Consider the following 21,804-nt stretch of genomic DNA (forward strand, 5'->3'; position numbering starts at 1 on the left):
ATTAACCTGTAAAAAATTGAGAAAGAAGTTAATAAACAAAGCACTGCCATTTGGTGTGGTGCTTGTAAGTTCGGTGGTGATGGCTATGGGAAGCTACGCCCAAACAGTTACCATCCCGGTAGAAACACAAAACAATGCCCTGGTGCTGCAAACCGACGGCGATAAAACCCTTAAAATGGTTTACTTCGGCAGTAAGCTGGGTAATGCCAAAGAGTACGAACATATTGGCAAAATGTACCGGCAGGCCGATGATTCGGGTGTGTTAACCGAAGCCTACATGGCATCGGGCTCGCAAAGCCTGGCCGAACCGGCAATAACGGTAACACATACCGATGGTAATAAATCGCTTAACCTGGTTTATGTAAGCCATACAGTTACTAAAGTTGACGAGGATGTAAGCCTGCTGGTTGTTAATCTGAAAGATCCGGTTTATCCGTTTGAAGTAACATTATATTATAAAACCTATTTTAAAGAGGATGTTACCGAACAATGGTCGGTAATAAAGCATAACGAAAAAGGTGAAGTGACATTGAACAAATATGCATCGGCCAACCTTAATTTAAAAGGTAATGGTTTTTGGCTAAAACAGTATCACGGTAACTGGGCATTAGAAATGCAACCCGAAGAAGCCAGGTTAACCCATGGAATTAAAACTATTGACAGCAAACTGGGTACCCGCGCTAATTTGTATGAGCCATCTATGTTCATGGTATCTATGGATAAACCTGCTACCGAGGATGAAGGCAGAGTAATGCTTGGCGCTTTGGAATGGTCGGGCAATTTTAAGATCGATTTGGAGTTGGATGTATCCAATAACCTAAGAGTTATTGCCGGTATTAACAATGCCGCGGCCGAGTATCACCTTAAACCTGCACAGGAGTTTACCACACCTGCATTTGTGTATACCTACTCAGATCACGGTAAAGGCGATGCCAGCCGCAAGCTACAGCGCTGGGCACGCAAATATAAAATTGTTGATGGCCAGGGTGATAGGCTTACCTTGTTGAACAACTGGGAATCGACCTATTTTGATTTTAATGAGAGCAAGCTGTTTGGTTTATTAAAAGACACCAAAAAATTAGGTGTCGATTTATTTTTGTTAGATGATGGCTGGTTTGCCAACAAATTCCCACGTAATGATGATCATGCCGGCCTGGGCGATTGGCAGGAAAACAAGCTGAAGTTGCCCAATGGAATCGGCTCGCTGGTAAAAGAAGCAACTGCCGATGGTGTGAAATTCGGCATCTGGATAGAACCCGAAATGATTAACCCTAAAAGCGAGCTTTACAGTAAACATCCGGATTGGGTGATTAAACAACCAAACCGCCCCGAAAAATATTTCCGCAACCAGTTGGTGCTCGATCTTGCTAATCCTAAAGTTCAGGATTTTGTATTTGGGATAGTTGATGACTTGTTTACCAAAAATTCTGCCCTGGCTTATATTAAATGGGATTGTAACGCGGTTATTTATAACGCGTATTCGGCCTATCTGAAAAAAGATCAATCGCATTTGTATACCGACTATGTTTTCGGTTTGTATAAAGTATTGGAACGTGTCAGGGCAAAATATCCCAAAGTACCTTTGATGCTATGCTCTGGCGGCGGTGGCCGTGTTGATTATGGCGCACTCAAATACTTTACCGAGTTTTGGCCAAGTGATAATACCGAACCGTTGGAAAGGGTATTTATCCAATGGGAGTATTCATACTTTTATCCGGCTATGACCAGCTCAAATCACGTTACCGACTGGGGTAAACAGCCAATAAAATTCCGCACGGATGTGGCTATGATGGGTAAGCTTGGGTTTGATATTGTAGTAAGCAAATTAAGTGAGCAAGACCTTACCTATGTGCACGATGCCCTTAAAAATTACGATTACCTGAAAGATGCCATCTGGCACGGCGATCAATATCGCCTGCAGTCTCCATGGGATAATGATGCAGCATCTGTCATGTATGTAAACGATAGCAAGTCAAAAGCAGTGGTATTTAACTATTTGGTTAATAACAGGTACAATGCCGGAACAAAAGTACCTATCCGCTTGAAAGGCCTCGATCCGCAGAAAAAATACCTCGTAAAAGAGATCAATCTTTATGCAGGTTCAACCTCATCTATAGAAAACAACCTTGTACTTACCGGTGATTTTTTAATGACCGTAGGCATCAACCCCGATGTTAACAGCGGCAGAGCAAGCGTTGTTTTGCAGTTGGACGAAAGCAAGTAACAAGGATGTTATGTAACAAGGCTGCAACAGTTTAAAATAAACCGTTGCAGCCTTGTATTTTTAGCCAGATTAATTCCTGTCAACTTTACAAGTTTTAAATTGATAGCCTTAAGTTCTAAGTCAGCTTGCTACTTATAACTTCTGGCTCATGACTTTTAACTCGGGATTTAATGCAGCCACATCCGCCTTGCCATGAAAAAAACTTTACTCTTTTTATTTATACTGATGTTTGCCGGCGCAAGCTATGCCCAAAACCGCCGTGGAGGCGGCAATGGGAACGGGAATAACGGTGCCGGTAACTTCGGGAGGCAGCGTGGCACTAAAGATCAAAAGGGGCCTTTACCATTTAGGGAAGTTTATGGCGTAGTTAAGGATACCGCCGGTAAAAAACTGGAAGGGGCAACCATCAAACTGATATCGGCTACAGATAGCATAGTTACCAGTACAGGTCCAACAGGTAAGTTCAGATTTGGGAAGGTTAAGTCGGCCACGTTTGTAATCACCGTTACCAGTGTAGGGTTCCAAACGGTTGTCCGCAAGATGCTGAACAACGACGAATCGCGCAGTTTGGAGCTTGATGCCTTTGTTTTGAAGCCTCAGCAGCACATGCTGGGCGAGGTAGTGATCAACGGCGAACCAAGTGTTACTTATAAAACAGATACAGTTGAATATCGCGCAAGCGATTATAAGGTGCGCCCGAACGCCACGGTGGATGAACTGATAAAAAAAATGGAGGGCGTGGAAGTTGCCAAAGATGGAACGGTTACCCACCAGGGGCAGGCCGTAGTAAAAGCCCGGTTGAATGGCAAAGATTACATAGGTGGAGATGTTGCGCAAGCCATTAAAAATTTGCCTGCGGAAATAGTTGATAAAGTACAGATAATTGACGACTACGGCGACCAGGCGGCACGCACAGGTATCAAAGATGGTGACCCGCAAAAAGTATTGAACATTACCACAAGGGCCGATAGATCTGTAGGGAATGTTGGGCGGTTAAGCGCAGGAGCCGGTAGTGATGACCGTTATGATAACAGGCTGTTTTTTCAGCGTATAAACGGCAACGAACAGATAGGACTGATAGGAAGTTTTGCAAATACGGTAAATGGCGTTTCGGGCGGTACAGGCGGCGGCAGCGGCGGTACTACCAAAACAGGTGGGCCAAATATCAGCTACCGGACCTATCTCACCAAAAAGATCCAGATAAATACCAGCTATAATTATAATTTCAGAGATGTTAATTCTATTAACCATAGCGATGGCCAACAGTTTAGCACATTGGGTACAACTAATTTTATCAGGAACTCCAATTCGCAAAATAATAGTAAAACCCATAATGTAAACCTGGAACTGGAGTATAATATTGATAGCGCTAATTATTTAAAAGTAACCCCCAATTTTAGCTACTCGGGCGCCAGTTCCACAAATACGTCACAAAATTTTAAAACCGGCCTCATTCACCAGGATATTTTGGGGCTAACCGGCAGCAATAATACCGTGCCCACCTGGGGGGCTATTGTGTTTTATCAGCATTTGTTTAAAAAGCCAAAGCGCAACCTGTCGTTGCAGGTAAGCTACAACCGGGCAGATAATGAAACGGTTAACGAGCAGGATAATAACATTATATACTACCAGGATTCAATCAATCACGTTTTAAAAGATTCACTGGTTAACCGCCACATCAGCCGCAGTAACCTGAGTAAAAACTTCAGGACGAGTTTTACCTACGTTGAGCCCCTTACCGATGTATCCCAGCTGGAATTTAATGCCCAGGTAAATTCGCGCAGCTATGATAACCAAGCCTATACCTATAATATCGACTCGCTGGGGAAACGCAGCCTTGTCGATTCACTGAGTAACGTTTTTAAATACTCATTTACCGAAACCCGACTGGCGCTTAATTATCGCATTAATCAAAAAAAATATAACATTTCGTTAGGTGTTACCGGTGTGCCAACCGTTTTAGATGGAACCAAAATAACCGGGGGAGTAGTAAATACGCATCGCACTAATTTTAACCTGATCCCGATAGCTCGTTTTCAATATGTATGGTCAAAGCAGGAGCGTTTTTCGGTGAACTATTCGGGCAGCCCACAAGAGCCTTCGTTTAACCAGATTCAACCTGTGCGCGATGAATCCAATCCGCAAAACCCGGTTGTGGGTAATCCTGATTTGAAACCGTCATTCAGGAACTCCATCAATTTGCAATACAATAACTACATAGTCGATTCGAAGTTCAATGTATCTGCCAACGCCAACGTGAGCTTTATTAAAAGCCAAATTGTTACTAATACGGTGCAGATAGCCGATACCCTTGGCGCTTTAAAAAACGAAACGCACTATATTAATTTAAATGGCAGTTACACCATTGGCGGCAACTACAACATATCTAAACAGTTGGCCGATCGTAAGTATAACCTATCGCTCAATGGTACAATCAACTACGGGCATGGTATATCCATGAGTAACAATGTGCAAAACTTTACCACCACCTGGCATTTTAATGAGCGCTTAGGCCCGCAGATAAACCCAAGCGAATCGGTAGAAATTAACCCATATGTTTCCTATGATGTAGCAAAATCATATTTTACGCTGCCACATTCGGTAAATACCAATATCAGTACAACGGCTTTAGCCATTGATGGTAAGTTTTATTTCCTTACCGGGCGAACGGCTACGTTTGGGTACAGTGCTAATAAGAATTTCGTAAAAGGAATATCGCAAAACCTAACGCGTAACCCGTTGGTAATTAACGCTTACATTGAACAGCAGTTTTTTAAGCGCCGTAACCTTACGCTCACATTCCAGGTATTTGATATTTTAAAGCAAAACAACTTTGTTAACCAGGTAACTACCGAAAACTCGGTAACCAACACCCTCAGCAACGCCCAAAGCCGTTACTTCATGTTCAGCGCCAAACTAAACCTCCAAAAATGGACAGGCTCGCCGATGCGTCACGGGCAACGGATGAAAAGGAGAGGGGATGGAAGTTTTATTGAGTAAGGGCAGTCTAACAAAACCAAAGTCATGCTGAAACAACTTACCCACGGCAAATTGGAAAACGGAAGTCACCCTGGGCTGTGATATCGGGACTCTGAAGATGTAATGATTGACACTTAAAGCTTGTTATGCTTCGTACATACCCATTACAAGTTTAAAAACGGGAGTCATCACGTCCGTTAGCTAACGGATCGGGAACCCACAGGACGGGTCACCCACATGAAGTACACTTAGCATGTGGGGTGCCGAAACAAGTTCGGCATGACATTGGGGATTAAATCGTTGTCATCCCCCTTTCAGAATTTCGCGAAATTTTACAACTCAGCATTCCTTTTTCTTACCCATCGACTGTTATCCTCATAGTCGATTTGCAATTGGGAAAAGTTGGCTGTAAGTGCACAATCGACAGAAGCAGGAAAATTCCTGAAAATTTAAAGAGTGATTTTCCTTTAACCAAATGCTAACATCCTACAATACCCTGAAAAAATGTTATAGTAAATGTTAATCAGCCGACGTTACATTTGTTAATACAATTTTAAACCATAATATAAACTTTTACCGTTCAACCCGTTTCATACATGAAAATGTTACCCGTGGTCGATTTTGCCGTTATAGGTATTTACCTTATTGCCATGGTATTAATCGGCTTTTATTTTTCGCGGAAGAATAAGAATGCCGAGCAATTTACCACCGGCTCGGGTTTGATACCGGGTTGGGCTATCGGGCTATCCATATATGCCACATTTTTAAGCAGTAATACTTTTTTGGGTGTGCCGGGTAAAGCTTATGGCGGTAATTGGAGCGCTTTTGTATTCAGCCTGTCTATGCCCCTGGCGGCGTGGATAGCGGTTAAGTATTTTATACCATTTTACCGTAACAGCGGCGAAGTATCGGCCTATACCCATTTCGAAAAGCGTTTTGGCGCATGGGCGCGCACTTACGCGGTGGTTTGTTTTTTACTTACACAGTTGGCGCGTATGGGCTCGGTTTTTTTTGGTATTGCATTAAGCCTGCAAGCGCTCACGGGGGTATCTATGAAACTCATTATGCTTGTTATGGGCATTGCTATTATCATATACACGGTATCGGGTGGTATAAAGGCGGTTATCTGGACGGAGGTAGTACAGGCCATTGTTAAAACACTGGGAGCGGTGCTTATTATTTACCTGGTGGTAACCAATGTGCCGGGCGGCTTTACCAAAATACTGGCTATAGGTAAAATTGCCGATAAGTTTAGTTTGGGCAGTTTCTCGTTAAACTTTACACAGCCCACGTTTTGGGTAATATTGTTTTATGGTTTTTTTATAAATCTCAACAATTTTGGTATGGACCAAAATTATATACAGCGTTATCACGCGGCAAAGTCAACCAGCCAGGCAGCAAAATCGGTGTGGCTTTGTGTGCTGATATACATCCCCGCATCATTTCTTTTTTTTGCAATAGGATCCTGCCTGTATGCCTACTATAGCCAGCATCCCGATTTGCTTTTGAGTATAAAGCACCAGGTGGCAGTGGAGCGGCTTCCGTTGACGGCTACGCCCGGCCAGGTAAACAACCTGGTGGCCACATTGACACCTGCTGATTATGGAGATAAAATTATGCCTCATTTTATGGTAACCCGTATTCCAACAGGATTTGTGGGCATTATTGTTGCGGCAATTTTATCGGCAGCAATGAGCACCATCAGTTCGGGGATGAACGCATCGGCTACCGTTTTTGCGGTTGATATTTATCAGCGTTACTTTAAGCCAAAACTTAACGGTAAGCAAATACTTTTTTTATTACACATTGGTACTATTGTATTTGGGTTTGCAGGTATGGGCGTGGGCATAGCAATGATAGGCGTAAAAAGCATACTTGATTTATGGTGGCAGCTTTCGGGCATATTCGCGGCGGGCATGCTTGGGCTGTTTTTACTGGGTATTATCAGCAGGCAAACCAATAATCATGAGGCAATTATAGCCACAATTATAGGGGTTGTCGTTATTATATGGCTCACATTCCCGGCTATTATTCCAGATAAGTACGCTTCGCTTCGCAGCACTTTAAATACAAATATGATTATCGTTGTAGGTACGCTCGCTATTTTTTTAACGGGCATACTTTTAACAAAAACAAGGCAGCAAACGGTTTAACGCCGGTTTAAATTCAACATAAATAAAAATGGAAGAGGCAAAAAAAGGTTTTATACCGGTAATGTTAACCCCTTTTAAAAATGACGGCGGTATTGATTACGACGCGCTTACGCAACTAACAGAAATGTATTTGAAAGCCGGGGCCGCCGGTGTTTTTGCCAATTGCCTATCCAGCGAGATGTTTGAACTTAAAGACGACGAGCGCCTGCAATTGATAAGGCATGTTATAAAAGTAGTGAACGGGGCCGTACCCGTAGTTGCTACCGGAACTTTTGGCGGTGCTATTGCACAGCAAGCCGACTTTGTGAAAAAAGTACATGACACAGGCACGTCGGCAGTAATTGCAATTACAAGTTTGCTGGCAGATGCGCACGAGCCGGATGATGTTTTAAACGACCGCGTATTTGAACTTTTTGATCAAACCAAGGGCATCCCGTTGGGTTTTTACGAATGCCCGGTACCTTACAAAAGGCTCTTATCACCAAAGCAGCTTATTGATTTTGTAGCCACCGGCAGGGTAATTTATCATAAAGATACTTGTCTTGATATCGGCCAGGTAAAGCAAAAATTGGCTGCCCAGGCCATAAACCCGGCCTTTGGTTTATACGATGCTTATATGGGCCACGCCGTTGAAACTTTAAAAGCAGGTTCGGCTGGCCTGTCATGTATCCAGGGAAATTTTTTTCCAGAGCTAATTGTATGGTTGTGTAATAATTATGCCAATGAGGCTTTACAGCATGAGGTAACCATGGTACAGGAGTTTTTAACAGATAACATGGTTGTAATGCACAATGTGTACCCCGTTATAGCCAAATATTATTTAACCAGGCGCGGATTAAAAATTTCGACCGTTACAAGGCGCAACGTTGGGCAATTTTCGGCTTCAGTACGTAACCAAATCGAAGACTTGTATAGCAGTTATACTTTGCTACAAAATAATATCGGCATTTGTAAGAGCTAAAAGCAGAATGACTAAAGCTAAAAGCCGACTTGTTATGTATAAATCAGTTAGCTATGCCACAGCTGCCTTTTGCCCTTTAATATACCGCCTCTTATACTCCAATGGGGTCATGTTGGTTACCCTTTTAAAATGCCGGTAAAAATTTGATATGTTATTATAACCGCACTCAAAACACAATACTTCGGTAGGCAGCTTATCCTCAATTAAAAAACGGCAGGCATGACTGATCCTGATCTCGGTTAAAAAATCAAAATAGGTTTTTTTGGTCATCAGCTTAAAATAACGGCAAAAGGAGGTGACACTTAAATTACCGATAGCTGCTATTTTTTCAAGACTGATTTCCTGCTTATAATTGGCCAGCGTATAGGAGCATACCTTATTCAGGCGAATGGTGTCCGATTCATTAGATTGATGAAACTCGTTGTGTGAAAGAATTATAGGGGCAAACTCTTCCGTTTCGGCCAATATTTTTAAAATAGACAGCAGCACAATTATCCTGTCGAGGTTGGTTGCTTCAACCGCCTGCCGCATTAAATGAGCCAGTTTTTCTTTGTCGGCCCCTTTTATCACCATGCCGCTTTTAGCTTTTTCAAACAGTTTTGGCAGCAGGTAAGTTTCGGGTAAATTCAATAAATATTTGCCCAAACAATCTGGTAAAAAATGAATTACAATCACTTCTACGTTCAACCCCGAATCGGGCAAAAAGTATTCATCCTTGCAGCGCCAGCAGTGGGGTAGGGCCTCGCCAAGTAAGGTGATCTCGCCGGGCGAAAAATTGCTGATATTATCACCAATAAAACGCACACCTTCCCCCTTAATTACGTAGTGAAGTTCCAGCTCCGGATGATAATGCCAGATACCCCTGAAGGTTGGCAAAATATCATGCCTGATGCTAAAAGAGTTCTGTGGTTTTACAGCAACCTTAAGGAAATGAGGCTTCATTTTTGAAAAATCAATAAACTGTTAATAAAATTAGCAGTTTAAACACTGCTTGCTAATTGGCTTACAATTTTTAAAATTATAAATATTTAAGCAAACATTGAATATAAAAAGGTAACATTCTTTTGACAGAACCAGGATGTATAGGAAAAATAGTGTTATGATAGGATCGTACAATAAATTGATAAATACAGGTAGAAATGGCACTACCTAATCTTTGATATTTGTTAAAGCATCCTGTAAAACAGTTTGCTGCAACCAAATATATAAACCGGAATAAGGTAACCAACATATAGTTTTTAAATAAGGTATTAGTAAATGATATGTGCTTGTTTAATTGTTGTAAATACGATTGAAATAAAGTAAAATATATTACAATATTTAATTAATAAATTGATTTACAGGTACTTGATTTTATATAAAAACTAAGTTTTTGAACCAGGAGAAATGAATATGAAAAAATATATTGTTATATTAACATTACTGTGTGGCGGGTATGCAGTCGCATTTGCACAATCGGCACCGGTAAATACCGGGAGCGATAGCTATACACAGGTAATTACACAACGGTCGGCGAAAATTGTTGATGTGTTAAATATTAGCGACTCGGTAAAGTACAAAAGGGTGCGCGATATTATTGTTGATCAGTACCGCAACCTTAACGATATATACAACGACCGCAACGCCAAAAGCAAACAAATTAAAGAGCAATTTGCCAATGACAAACCCGCAGCTGCAACCAGGATAGCTGATATTGACAGCGGTGTTGTTAAGCAGTTGAAAGTGCTGCATGCCCAATACCTTTTAAAATTGAAGTCTGAATTAAATGCAGACCAGGTAGAAAAAGTTAGGGATGGCATGACTTACCGTATTTACCCCATAACATACGGCGCTTATTTAGATGAACTGCCCAAACTTACCGCCGAGCAAAAAGACAAAATCAGGGGTTGGTTACTGGAAGCGCGTGAAAACGCGATAGATGCCGAATCATCAGAAAAAAAACATGCCTGGTTTGGCAAATTTAAAGGCCGTATAAATAACTACCTCTCGGCCCAGGGCTACGACATGAAGAAGGAAGGCGAAGAATGGCAAAAACGGATCAAAGAAAGGGCCGCGGCAAACAAGTGAAACAAACAGTAGGGTTGATAAAGTGAGAAGTATTACCTGAACATCAGTTATAACCAATTAATTAACAGAATTATGAAATTCAATTTCAAGACTTTATGAGAAAAATTTTTTACTTATTTTCTGTACTGCTCCTGATTAGCAGTACGCTAAAGGCCCAGAACAGGACCATAACGGGTATGGTAACTGACGAAAATGGTCAGCCCTTGCCTGGCGTTACCATTACGGTAAAGGGAAGTACAACGGGCGCTGTAACGGGTACTGATGGCAAGTATGCCATTAAGGCCACAAACTTGCAGATAGTTGTAATCGGCGCCAAATTTATAGGCTACAATTACCAGGAAAAAGCCTTAAGAGAAGGCGAAATGAATGCAGATTTTAAGCTGTTGCCATCGCAAAGAAGTCTGGACGAAGTGGTTGTAGTGGGCTATGGTACACAAAAGAAAGCGCATCTTACGGGGGCAATTGCAACTGTGGAAATGAAAAACATACAGGATATACCAACAACCAACCTGGCTGCGGCCTTGCGGGGGCAACTGCCCAATATTTCTGTAAGCGGCGGTACTGCCAGGCCAGGCGAAAACGCTACAATACAGATTCGTAACCCTGTGTTTTTTGCAAAAGATGGTAAAACCGATCCTTTATTTATCATCGATGATAATCAAAGAACACTTAGTGATTTTAACCTGCTTGATGCAAGTGAGGTTGAAAGTATTTCGATATTAAAGGATGCCGCGGCAGCAATATACGGGATTTTGGGTGCAAACGGTGTTGTTATCGTTAAAACAAAACGTGGCCAGTCAGGTGCCCCTAAGGTAACCTACAGCGGATCGTACGGAATATCTGACGCGGTTAAGCTGCCGCAAATGATGACAGGTTTGCAGCAGGCAACCTATCTTAATGATTACGAGCAAACCAAAAACAACTATACCTTATCGCCTACAGGTGTTATAGGAACCGGTACAACAAAAGATGCCGCTTACTACAGCCCGGATGAATTAGATTATTTTGCCAACAACAGTTCGGATCACTTAAGAGAGGCCTGGCAATCATCATATATTATGCGCCATGCTTTAACAGTTAGCGGAGGTAATGAGAAGGCAACTTATTTTGCAGGCGGTACTTACACGCAACAAAATTCAAATTTTAAAGGCGCCAGCACCAACAAATTCACGTTCAGGGCCAGTGCCGATGCCAAAGTAGCAAGTGGTTTAAAAATTGGTTTATCACTTAGCGGCGATACCTATTACAGCAAAAGGTATTATTTTAAACAGGGATCAGAAAGCCTGGACAACGATTTTAAATCTTTGCTGGCAATTCCGCAGTTTCAGCCGATGTATTACAACGGCTTACCGGTGCTGCAGGCATCAAATACAGGATCGTTTCAGGGAGCGAATTTTTTTGAGATACAAAAGTTAAATAACTACACATCTCAAAACACAACCATGTTAAATGTTTTGGCCAATGTCGAATATGAAATCCCTTTTATAAAAGGTTTGAAAGCTAATGTAAGCTACAACCGCAATATCAACAACGATTTTAGCAAACAATACGGTACCAGGTATAACATGTACTCATTCACCAACCTGGGCGAAAATAAGCATATAGTAGGTGGAGATGTTCAAAGTGTGATTTCGGCCAAAAATGGTGATATAGTACGTTTTACCCCTGGCATTACCAATGTGTACCAGGTAAATGGTAATTTAACTTATGCTGCCAGCTTTGGCAAACATGAATTATCGGCCATTGCTCTATTTGAGCAAAAGCACGATTCGGGCGAAAGCTTACAGGCCTATCGTGAAGGCACGTTAATAGGAGGCTTTGATAATATGCAGTTTGCAACCGGGGCCCAAAGTACCGATCAGGCAAATGGCAGGGTGTTGGAGTTTGGCCGCCTGGCTTATGCGGGTCGTGTAAACTACTCTTATGCCGATAAGTACCTTGTTGAATTGCTGGTCCGTGCCGACGCCAACAATAACTTTGCCCCCGGCCACCAGTGGGGTTATTTTCCTTCGGGTTCGTTGGGTTGGGTAATGTCAGAAGAAGGGTTCTTCAAAAACAATATCAAATTTGTTAATTTCTTAAAATTTCGGGCATCAGTTGGTTTATTGGGCAACGATAGCTCAAAGCCCTATTTGTACCAGGAAAACTATAGGCTGGAAACGGGTAAGGGCGCCGTTTTTGGCGGCAATAACGACAGGGGCAACACTTTTGCGCCAAACGTTGTAATAGCAAATGCAAATACCACATGGGACAGTAATTTAAGCACCAACTTTGGTATCGACGCCCAGTTTTTAGATAACCGTCTTTCGTTAACTGCAGATGGATACTACTCGCATAGGTATAACATGTTATCGGGTTTAACATCGTCAGTTTCGGTATTGATAGGCACCGCGCCGCCAACCGAAAACTTTGCATCGGTTAATACATTTGGTTACGAGATTGCCCTTAGCTGGAAGGATAGGATAGGAAAAGATTTTCACTACAACTTTAGCCCGTTTTTATCATGGTATGACGATAAAAACCTGAGAGTTGACCAGCCGCTTGGCAATATTGGCACCTACCTTGATGCAACAGGACGCCCAAGCGATAAGGGTGTATTGGGTTACCATTACATGGGTATGATCAGATCACAGGAGCAGGCCGATGCCGTAAAAGCACAGATGGCTGCAGCAGCAGGCGTTTCGCCGGATGCTGTACGGATTAATGGCCTGGTGCCCGCCCCGGGAATGTTGTACTACCAGGATGTACGTGGCCCTAAAGATGCCACAGGCCAGTACACTGCTCCTGATGGTAAAATAGGCGAAGAGGACCAGGACTACCTCACCAATAAATCAAGCAACCATTACGGTTTGGGCTTAAATTTTGGCGGTGGCTATAAAGGAATAAATTTAAACGTGACCATGGGCATGTCGTTTGGAGGCCAAAGCCTGGTTGAAGGCGATGCAAGGGCCTTATCAAAGGCTACCGATAACCGGCCGGAGTTTTGGTCGGACCACTGGACTCCTACTAATTCAAACGCAGCATATCCGGCGCCGTACTATGCAGATTCATATACTTTAACGTCGTCATTTTGGTTCAGGAGTTCGTACACGTTTAAAATAACTAATATCAACCTGTCATACACGCTCCCTGCGGCTGTGACAAAAAAGATGGGCATAGCAAGCATAAAAGCATTCGCGGTGGCAACCAATCCGTTTAACTTTTATAACCCTTTCACATACAGGGATAACGCGACTCCGTACAATGTGTACCCCACGCTCAAAACGGTATCTTTTGGTTTAAATGTTGGTTTTTAATTATCAAAGCAAAATGAAAATTCACAAAATATTATTACCGGTAATATGTTTAGCAACGGTAATTACAAGCTGTAAAAAAGTACTTAACAATGTCGACGAAGGCAATGCTGTGGCAAGCCAGATCTTCAATGATTCAACCTTGGCGGTATTAAACCTAAATTACATATACAATTCAAACCTGCCCGATTGGGGTGGTGTTACCGGCGGGGCCATAGGCAATCCAAACTCGCTATCGGAAGAATCTTATTCTGATACCAAGTTCTTTAGAGGGACGCTTACCAATAATGACGTTGGAGATATAGGTACCGCGGTAAATGTCACTAACAATTATGGTAAAATTCGTTTTATCAATACTTTCATCAGGGACCTTAATGCCGGAACTTTACCAGCAGCTACCAAAAACAGGCTGCGTGCCCAGGCGTTGTTCCTTCGTGCTTTCCGTTATTTCGATCTGGTACGTTTATATGGCGGTGTGCCATTGGTATTAACCCCATTGCAGGCTGTTGGCCAGGAAGCAAAAGATGCTGCTTTACTGCCCCGTAATAAAACATCTGATTGTATTAAACAAATCAGTGCCGACCTGGATAGTTGTATTAAATATCTACCCAAAAAATGGGCCGCATCTTCTGATTGGGGCCGCATAACAGCAGGAGCGGCCGCTGCATTTAAAGGCCGTGTATTGTTAACCTGGGCAAGCCCGCAATTTGTAACAGCAGGACCAAGTGATCCGGCTAACCCGGCAAGTTTACCAGAAAGATGGGAAGCCGCTTATGCCGCAAATACCCAGGCCATTGCTTTATTGCAGGCCGGCGGATTTGGTTTAAATACATCATACGAAAATATGTGGTTTACCGAAGTGAATAACCCCGAGGCTGTTTTGGTAACAGGGTATAACAACTTAACCACCGATACCAAAAAGAGCAATGGTTATGATAATTCTACAAGACCGTCATATTTAGGTACCGGCGGCGGCAGTAACCAGCCCACCTGGGAAATGGTAAAAGCATACCCGATGAAAGATGGTAAGCTGCCTGCAGATTCGAAATACGCTTACAACGATCAATCCTATTACCAAAACCGCGACCCCCGCTTTGATAAAACTATAGCCTACAACGGATGTACATGGTATATCATCAATAATTTGAATTACAGGTTATGGACATATTATTACAACCCAAATCTTAGCAAGCCAACTACATTTAGTACAGTGGAACCAAAGGCATCGTCAACAGGTTTTTATTGCCGTAAGGCCATTGATCCTACGTCGTTACAAAGTAATGTGCAATATGCGGGTACCGATTGGATGGAAATTCGCTACGCAGAAGTACTGTTAAACCAGGCCGAATGCGCAGCCGCAACTAACAAAATTTCGGAAGCATATGATATTTTGGTACAAATACGCAAAAGGGCCGGAGTAGAGGCCGGAGCAGATAATTTGTATGGCTTAAAAACAGGCATGGGCCAGGTTGAAATGATCAATGCCATTATGTTTGAGCGCCAGATAGAATTTGCATTTGAAGGTAAGCGTTTCTGGGATCTGCGTAGGAGGAAGCTGTTTGCCAATACCTTAAATGGCAAAACGAGGACCGGAGTTCAATGGAATGTTAATTCGGCAACCGCGCCCACAAGTCTTAGTGTATCGCCGTTTGCAGGCAGGGATGGTTTAACCGCCGATGAGGCATACCAATACTTTACCCTGAATACCAAAAAACTGGATAATGGGTATACAATTAGTTGGAAGGACGAATATTACTTTTTTGGTATCCCTACTTCTGCCATTACAAATAACCCAAAAATTGAACAAAATAATACCTGGGGCGGAACTTTTGACCCGTTACAATAATTGTTAAAATATTAAAGTGGCGGCAATGCTGCCACTTTAAGTTAAAAAGGATAATTTCAATTTACCTATGAAAAAGCACACAGCTATATTTATAATGGCAGCAGCATTGGGATTTGTTAAACCGGCTTTTGCACAATATCCGGAGGTACCCCAAAAAGTAAAAGACGAGAGTGAAGCATTGATGAAAGAGGCTACCCGCCGTTCAGATTCTGCATGGCAGGTTGCGCTTCCTATAATTAAGGCCGATCAAAGACGCGGTAAAGTGTATGTGCCCTGGGCAGGCAGACCATCAGATCTGCCGCAGGCAAAGCTGGCGGCTTTCCCCGGTGCCGAGGGCGGTGGTAAATTTACTTTTGGTGGCCGTGGTGGTAAGGTATATGTAGTAACAAGCCTTGCTGATAGCGGTCCGGGTACCTTACGTGACGCCTGCGAAAAAGGCGGCGCACGCATAGTAGTATTTAATGTTGCAGGTATTATCCGTATAAAAACGCCCATTATAGTGAGGGCGCCATACATCACCATTGAAGGGCAAACTGCACCGGGCGACGGTGTTTGTATTGCCGGCGAATCATTCTGGGTAAATACGCATGATGTAATTATCCGTTATATGCGTTTCCGTCGTGGCGAAACAAATGTTGGCCGCAGGGACGATGCCCTGGGCGGTAACCCGGTTGGGAATATCATTGTTGATCACGTATCGGCGAGCTGGGGTTTAGATGAAAATTTTTCGATGTACAGGCATATGTTTGATCCGGGCGACGGTTCAAAGGAGGAGAAGCTTGGAACAGTTAATATCACCATCCAAAACTGTATCTATTCCGAATCGCTTGATTATTGGAACCATGCTTTCGGCAGCACCACAGGCGGCGAAAACAGTTTGCTGATTCGTAACCTTTGGGCCGATAATACCGGTCGTAATCCATCAGTAGGCTGGAATGGTGTTTACAATTTTGTAAACAACGTGGTATTTAACTGGCACCACCGCTCTATGGATGGCGGCGATTATACAACAAACTATAATGTAATCAATAATTATTTCAAACCTGGTCCGGTAACGCCAAAAAATGAGCCTGTAGGCCACAGGATCCTGAAACCTGAATCGGGCAGGAGCAAATTGAAAGAAAAGTTTTTTGGTCGTGTATACGCCGTTGGTAATATTATGGAAGGATATCCCGAAATTACCAAAGACCCGTGGAAAGGTGGTATCCAGGTTGAAGGAGCCGGAGGCAAAGAATTGCCTGATGCGGGCGAGTATACCGATTACATGCGCTCAAACACGCCATTCCCTATGCCGCCCTTGACTATTATGTCGGCTACGGATGCTTACAAATTTGTTATTGCCAATGCAGGTGCAACGCTGCCAAAACGCGACGCGGTTGATGTGCGTATTACAGAGCAGGCGCGTACAGGAAAAATTGTTTATAAGGAAATGCAAACCGACACTGCATACCAGTTTAAGGTTCGTAAATTACCGAAAGACTCATATAAACTGGGTATCATCACTGCACCATGGCAGGTAGGCGGATATCCTGATTATAAAGGTACACCTTTCAAAGATTCGGATAATGATGGCTTGCCAGATGATTGGGAAACAAAACATGGCTTAAATCCTAAAGATGGTAATGATTCGGCCCTGCCTGCTAAAAATGGCGGTGGCTATACCAATATAGAAGTATATTTAAATACCGTAGCGATGAAAGGCGAAAAGAAGTTAGCTACCTTGAAATAATTATAACAGTACTAATGTCAGGATTTGGGTTCAATAGGTTTATTTATATGTTGGTGGGGAGCATGCTTTTGCATGCTCCTTTGTTTGCTCAAAAAAGGAAGCAGGATAAACCACAGTCGCCTGTTGCTGCTGATAAAAACGGGAAGCTGATCTATGCTGTTGCCGCCAATGGCGATCGCATTCCCGATTACTCTTATTGCGGGTACATGGCTTCAGAACAGCCAATTCCTGTTGCTCCGGTGCGGGTTGTCGTTCCGATAAAGCCTGGAGATGCCACATTGAGGATCCAGGCCGCGTTGGATTATGTGGCGGGATTGCCCGCCGGTAAGGATGGTATTCGCGGCGCTGTATTGCTTAATAAGGGGATATACAAGCTTAATGGCAGCCTTAAAATAAATGCCACGGGTATAATATTACGCGGAAGTGGCATGGATTCAAACGGAACCATATTACTGGCTGCCGGAACAGACAGGGAAACTTTTATCCATGTTTCGGGTAAAAACAACAGGCAAACCGATAAGGAAATTAAAATTACAGATGCTTATGTGCCTGTGAATGCTAATACATTACACATTGCTGCAGGCACTGATGTTAAAACCGGTGATATGGTTAGGGTACACAGGCCCAGCACCCAGGCCTGGATCAATGCCATCAAAACAGATCATTTTGGCGGCGGCCTTACCGCATTAGCCTGGAAACCCGGCGAACGCGATATTTACTGGGACCGAAAGATAATTGCCGTTGATGGCAACACTATTACTCTTGACGCACCGCTTACCGCGGCTTTAGATACAGCCTATGGCGGCGGCCTTATAGCAACCTATAAATGGCCGGGCAGAATAGCGCAGGTGGGTATTGAAAATTTAAAACTGCGGTCGGCTTATGAAGCATCAAACCCAAAGGACGAAGCGCACCGCTGGATGGCCATCACCATGGAAAATGTTACTGATGCCTGGGTGCGCCAGGTAACCTTTGAGCATTTTGCGGGTTCGGCGGTATTTATTGCACCTACAGGTAACCGTATTACCGTTGAAGATTGCAGATCACTTGCCCCGGTATCAGAAATAGGAGGGCAACGCCGTAATACCTTTTTCACCATGGGCGGGCAAACCCTGTTCCAGCGTTCATATTCAGAACAGGGGTATCATGATTTCGCAACGGGATATTGCGCCCCTGGTCCAAATGCCTTTGTACAATGTATGTCAATTCAGCCTTACAGTTTTAGCGGGTCAATTGATAGCTGGGCATCAGGTATTTTGTTTGATGTAGTAAATATTGACGCGCAAGCACTAAGTTATATGAACCGTGGGCAGGATGGGCAGGGAGCGGGATGGAGTGCAGCCAATAGCTTATTCTGGAACTGTACCGCTGCCCGTGTGGATTGTTACCAGCCGCCAACAGCGCAAAATTGGGCTTTTGGCACCTGGGCACAATTTGCCGGCGACGGCTATTGGGAAGAATCCAATAGCACTATTAACCCGCGCAGCTTTTATTATGCGCAATTGGTAAACCGGTTAAATAAAGATGTAAGTAAACAAGCGGATATTTTATATGCTGCAACAGAGCCGTCGAGCAGCCCGACTGTTGAGCAGGCTGCCGCGCTAATGGCTGCTGCCAGGAAACCGGCAATAACCATAAGCGACTGGATAAACCAGGCCCCTCAAAGAAATTCGATAAACACTTCATCCGCTGGTGTAAAAACAATCGACCAAATAGGATATAAGCCAACCGGCACTATTGCTGCAGCTCCAAAAATGAGTGTTGAAAATGGCTGGCTGGTACGCGGCAATACTGTGCTTGCCGGCAAACATGCGCAAACTCCCTGGTGGAGCGGCACTGTTCACCCTGATTATACCGAAAAAGAGGCCAAACCCGCCATTACCCGCTGGGTACCCGGCCAAACGGGAACCGGGCTTACTGATGACCTGGATGAAGTGTGCAACAGGATGCTTAAAGATAACATTGTAGCCTTTGAGCACAATTACGGTTTATGGTATGATCGCCGCCGGGATGACCATGAACGCATCCGCCGGATGGATGGCGACGTTTGGGCGCCATTTTATGAACTGCCTTTTGCCCGTAGCGGTAAAGAGTTAGCCTACGATGGCTTAAGCAAATACGATCTCACCAAATACAACACCTGGTACTGGAGCCGTTTAAAACAGTTTGCCGACCTGGCCGATCAGAAGGGGCTGGTACTGGTGCACCAAAACTATTTTCAGCATAACATTATCGAGGCAGGCGCGCACTATACCGATTTTCCGTGGCGCACCGCCAACAACATCAACGGTAGTGGCTTCCCCGAACCGGTACCTTACGCGGGAGATAAGCGCCAGTTTATGGCCGAACAGTTTTATGATGAAACCAACCCAGTGAGGCGTAAACTTCACCAGGCTTATATTAATAAATGCATGGATAATTTTGCGGGCAATAACGGTGTAATTCAATTTATGGGGGAAGAATTCACCGGCCCGCTTCATTTTATGCAATTTTGGGTAGAAACCATTAAACAATGGGAAGCTACTCATAAAAAGAAAGAAATTATTGGCCTTAGCGCCACAAAGGATGTGCAGGACGCTATCCTGGCCGATCCTTCAAAAGCATCGGTTATCAACGTGATCGATATTCGTTATTGGTATTATCAGGCCAATGGCGCTGCATATGAACCTATCGGCGGGCAAAGCCTTGCGCCACGCCAGCAGGCACGTATTTTAAAACCCAAAGCAACATCTTTTGAGCAGGTTTACCGTGCCGTGCATGAATACCGCACCAAATACCCCGGTAAGGCTGTGCTTTTTTCTGCCGATGGCTATGACCGTTTTGGCTGGGCCGTATTTATAGCCGGAGGCTCATTGCCGGTATTACCTGCCGGTACAGATAAACAATTTTTAACTGCGGCAAGCAGCATGAAGCCTGTGGAGCTGCCCGGCACGCCAAAAGATCAATGGGCATTAAGCTCTGCCAAAGGGTACATTGTTTACAATAGTACTGATAAGGCAGTTCGTTTGAATCTGCCTGCCAATATCAGTTACAAAGCGCAATGGATAGATCCCCAAACCGGCCAAATTTTGCCCGGCGACCAGCAGGTAAAAGGAGGTAATGGTGCCGAAATAAAGAACCCGAACGCCGGGACTGCCATTTTATGGCTGATGAGTAAAAAATAATTATGTTTAAAAAGATTGTTTTAATAGGTATCATCTCTTGTTTGCTTTTCTCGTTCAAAAGTAATGAAACGGCTATGCCGGTTTTAAAAATAGCTGCAAACCACCGGTACTTTACAGCAGGCGGCAAACCTTTTTTCTGGTTGGGCGATACCGGCTGGCTCCTGTTTTCGAAGATGAACAGGGAAGAAGCCGAACAATACCTGGATACCCGGAGCAAGCAAGGCTTTAACGTGATACAGGTTATGGTTGTACATAGCATTAAAGAAACAAATGCCTATGGCGACTCGGCCTTAAGTAATAAAAATATCGCCCAGCCTAAAGTAACGCCCGGCAATACCTTTGGCAAGGGTGATGAATACGATTATTGGGATCATATTGACTGGATAATCAGTAAAGCTGCCGAAAAAGGGCTTTACATTGCCTTGGTGCCTGTATGGGGATCGGTAGTTAAAGAAGATCATATCAGCGCAGCTAAAGCCAAAATTTATGCTGAATTTTTAGCCAAAAGATACCGCGACCGTTCAAACATCATCTGGATGAACGGTGGGGATATAGCCGGTACCGACTCACTGAAAACATGGAATGCCATTGGAAATACGCTGCACGACCTTGATACAGCACACCTCATTACGTACCACCCCCGCGGGCGTACACAATCATCAACCTGGTTTCATGAGCAGCCCTGGTTAAGTTTTAATTGCTTCCAATCCGGTCATCGTACCTATGCCCAGGATACCTCAAAAAAAGACTTAAAGTATGGCGAGGATAACTGGAAATACGTGCAGGTTGACTATGCCAAAACGCCCGTAAAACCTACACTTGATGCCGAACCATCCTATGAGAAAATTCCCTATGGATTGCATGATCTCAAATTGCCAAGGTGGACGGATGCCGATGTAAGGCGATATGGTTACTGGTCGGTATTTGCCGGTAGCTGCGGTTATACCTATGGCCATAATGATGTAATGCAAATGCACAAGCCAACAGATAAAAACAGCGCTTACGGCTCAAAGGGATATTGGTACAAGTCTATAAATGATCCCGGCGCCAGGCAAATGATCTACCTTAAAAAACTGATGTTATCGCGGTCATATTTCGACAGGGTGCCCGATCAGTCACTTATTGCAGGACCGCAGGGCAAAAAATATAACCGGCTTATAGCTACCCGTGGTAAAAACTATGCATTTATTTATACCTACACCGGCAGAGAAATTAATGTGAATACCGGGCAATTAACGGGAGCAAAGATAAAAGCATCCTGGTTTAACCCGCGTAACGGACAAGTTACAGCAATAGGCACGTTTACCAAAGCAAAAACACTTAAATTCAATCCTCCCGGCCAAAAAACAAATGGCAATGATTGGGTACTGATCATTGACGCTATATAA

General features: G+C 43.6%; 11 protein-coding genes. 10 read left to right on the plus strand and 1 reads right to left on the minus strand.

Features of this window, described 5'->3' with window-relative positions; translation table 11 throughout:
* The first annotated feature begins 16 nt into the window (after positions 1–16).
* From AC1DXF_RS17575 to AC1DXF_RS17590, 4 genes are all read left to right on the plus strand, one after another.
* Positions 17–2,224, plus strand: coding sequence for an alpha-galactosidase (locus AC1DXF_RS17575; RefSeq protein ID WP_477450028.1), 2,208 nt, complete (start codon positions 17–19; stop codon positions 2,222–2,224).
* Between the two features lie 192 nt (positions 2,225–2,416).
* Complete coding sequence (locus AC1DXF_RS17580) at positions 2,417–5,224, plus strand: outer membrane beta-barrel protein (protein WP_477450029.1); 2,808 nt, start codon at positions 2,417–2,419, stop codon at positions 5,222–5,224.
* 575 nt (positions 5,225–5,799) lie between these two features.
* A complete protein-coding gene (locus tag AC1DXF_RS17585; RefSeq protein WP_477450030.1) occupies positions 5,800–7,356 on the plus strand; it encodes a sodium:solute symporter family protein in 1,557 nt (518 codons plus the stop codon).
* 28 nt (positions 7,357–7,384) lie between these two features.
* Positions 7,385–8,317, plus strand: a complete 933-nt coding sequence (locus AC1DXF_RS17590) for a dihydrodipicolinate synthase family protein (RefSeq protein WP_477450031.1) — start codon at positions 7,385–7,387, stop codon at positions 8,315–8,317.
* Positions 8,318–8,368: 51 nt separating this feature from the next.
* Here the strand turns inward: AC1DXF_RS17590 and AC1DXF_RS17595 are convergent, their stop codons facing one another.
* Entirely contained in the window at positions 8,369–9,259 is an 891-nt protein-coding gene (locus tag AC1DXF_RS17595) for an AraC family transcriptional regulator (protein ID WP_477450032.1), read from the minus strand.
* Between the two features lie 450 nt (positions 9,260–9,709).
* Between AC1DXF_RS17595 and AC1DXF_RS17600 the strand changes: the two genes are divergently transcribed.
* The 6 genes from AC1DXF_RS17600 to AC1DXF_RS17625 all read left to right on the plus strand — a co-directional run bounded on the left by AC1DXF_RS17600 (position 9,710) and on the right by AC1DXF_RS17625 (position 21,804).
* Positions 9,710–10,384 carry a DUF3826 domain-containing protein gene (locus AC1DXF_RS17600; protein ID WP_477450033.1) on the plus strand — a complete coding sequence of 225 codons (675 nt, stop codon included), beginning with the start codon at positions 9,710–9,712 and terminating at the stop codon, positions 10,382–10,384.
* 95 nt (positions 10,385–10,479) lie between these two features.
* A complete protein-coding gene (locus tag AC1DXF_RS17605) occupies positions 10,480–13,680 on the plus strand; it encodes a SusC/RagA family TonB-linked outer membrane protein (protein ID WP_477450034.1) in 3,201 nt (1,066 codons plus the stop codon).
* A 13-nt stretch (positions 13,681–13,693) separates the two neighbouring features.
* Positions 13,694–15,523 (plus strand): RagB/SusD family nutrient uptake outer membrane protein, encoded by a 1,830-nt coding sequence (locus AC1DXF_RS17610; RefSeq protein WP_477450035.1) that lies wholly within the window; start codon positions 13,694–13,696, stop codon positions 15,521–15,523.
* Positions 15,524–15,590: 67 nt separating this feature from the next.
* The gene (locus AC1DXF_RS17615) at positions 15,591–17,252 is read left to right on the plus strand and encodes a polysaccharide lyase (protein ID WP_477450036.1); all 1,662 of its coding nucleotides are present in this window, start codon (positions 15,591–15,593) and stop codon (positions 17,250–17,252) included.
* Between the two features lie 62 nt (positions 17,253–17,314).
* Positions 17,315–20,416, plus strand: coding sequence for a DUF6298 domain-containing protein (locus tag AC1DXF_RS17620; RefSeq protein WP_477450037.1), 3,102 nt, complete (start codon positions 17,315–17,317; stop codon positions 20,414–20,416).
* 2 nt (positions 20,417–20,418) lie between these two features.
* A complete protein-coding gene (locus tag AC1DXF_RS17625) occupies positions 20,419–21,804 on the plus strand; it encodes a glycoside hydrolase family 140 protein (protein WP_477450038.1) in 1,386 nt (461 codons plus the stop codon).

It is taken from the genome of Mucilaginibacter sp. P2_A5 (assembly GCF_056404995.1).

Bases quoted from the DNA above. Each gene is read 5' to 3' on its own strand.
- AC1DXF_RS17580 (WP_477450029.1), top strand. From the start codon at position 2,417: ATGAAAAAAACTTTACTCTTTTTATTTATACTGATGTTTGCCGGCGCA.
- AC1DXF_RS17585 (WP_477450030.1), top strand. From the start codon at position 5,800: ATGAAAATGTTACCCGTGGTCGATTTTGCCGTTATAGGTATTTACCTT.
- AC1DXF_RS17590 (WP_477450031.1), top strand. From the start codon at position 7,385: ATGGAAGAGGCAAAAAAAGGTTTTATACCGGTAATGTTAACCCCTTTT.
- AC1DXF_RS17595 (WP_477450032.1), bottom strand. From the start codon at position 9,259: ATGAAGCCTCATTTCCTTAAGGTTGCTGTAAAACCACAGAACTCTTTT.
- AC1DXF_RS17600 (WP_477450033.1), top strand. From the start codon at position 9,710: ATGAAAAAATATATTGTTATATTAACATTACTGTGTGGCGGGTATGCA.
- AC1DXF_RS17605 (WP_477450034.1), top strand. From the start codon at position 10,480: ATGAGAAAAATTTTTTACTTATTTTCTGTACTGCTCCTGATTAGCAGT.
- AC1DXF_RS17610 (WP_477450035.1), top strand. From the start codon at position 13,694: ATGAAAATTCACAAAATATTATTACCGGTAATATGTTTAGCAACGGTA.
- AC1DXF_RS17615 (WP_477450036.1), top strand. From the start codon at position 15,591: ATGAAAAAGCACACAGCTATATTTATAATGGCAGCAGCATTGGGATTT.
- AC1DXF_RS17620 (WP_477450037.1), top strand. From the start codon at position 17,315: ATGCTTTTGCATGCTCCTTTGTTTGCTCAAAAAAGGAAGCAGGATAAA.
- AC1DXF_RS17625 (WP_477450038.1), top strand. From the start codon at position 20,419: ATGTTTAAAAAGATTGTTTTAATAGGTATCATCTCTTGTTTGCTTTTC.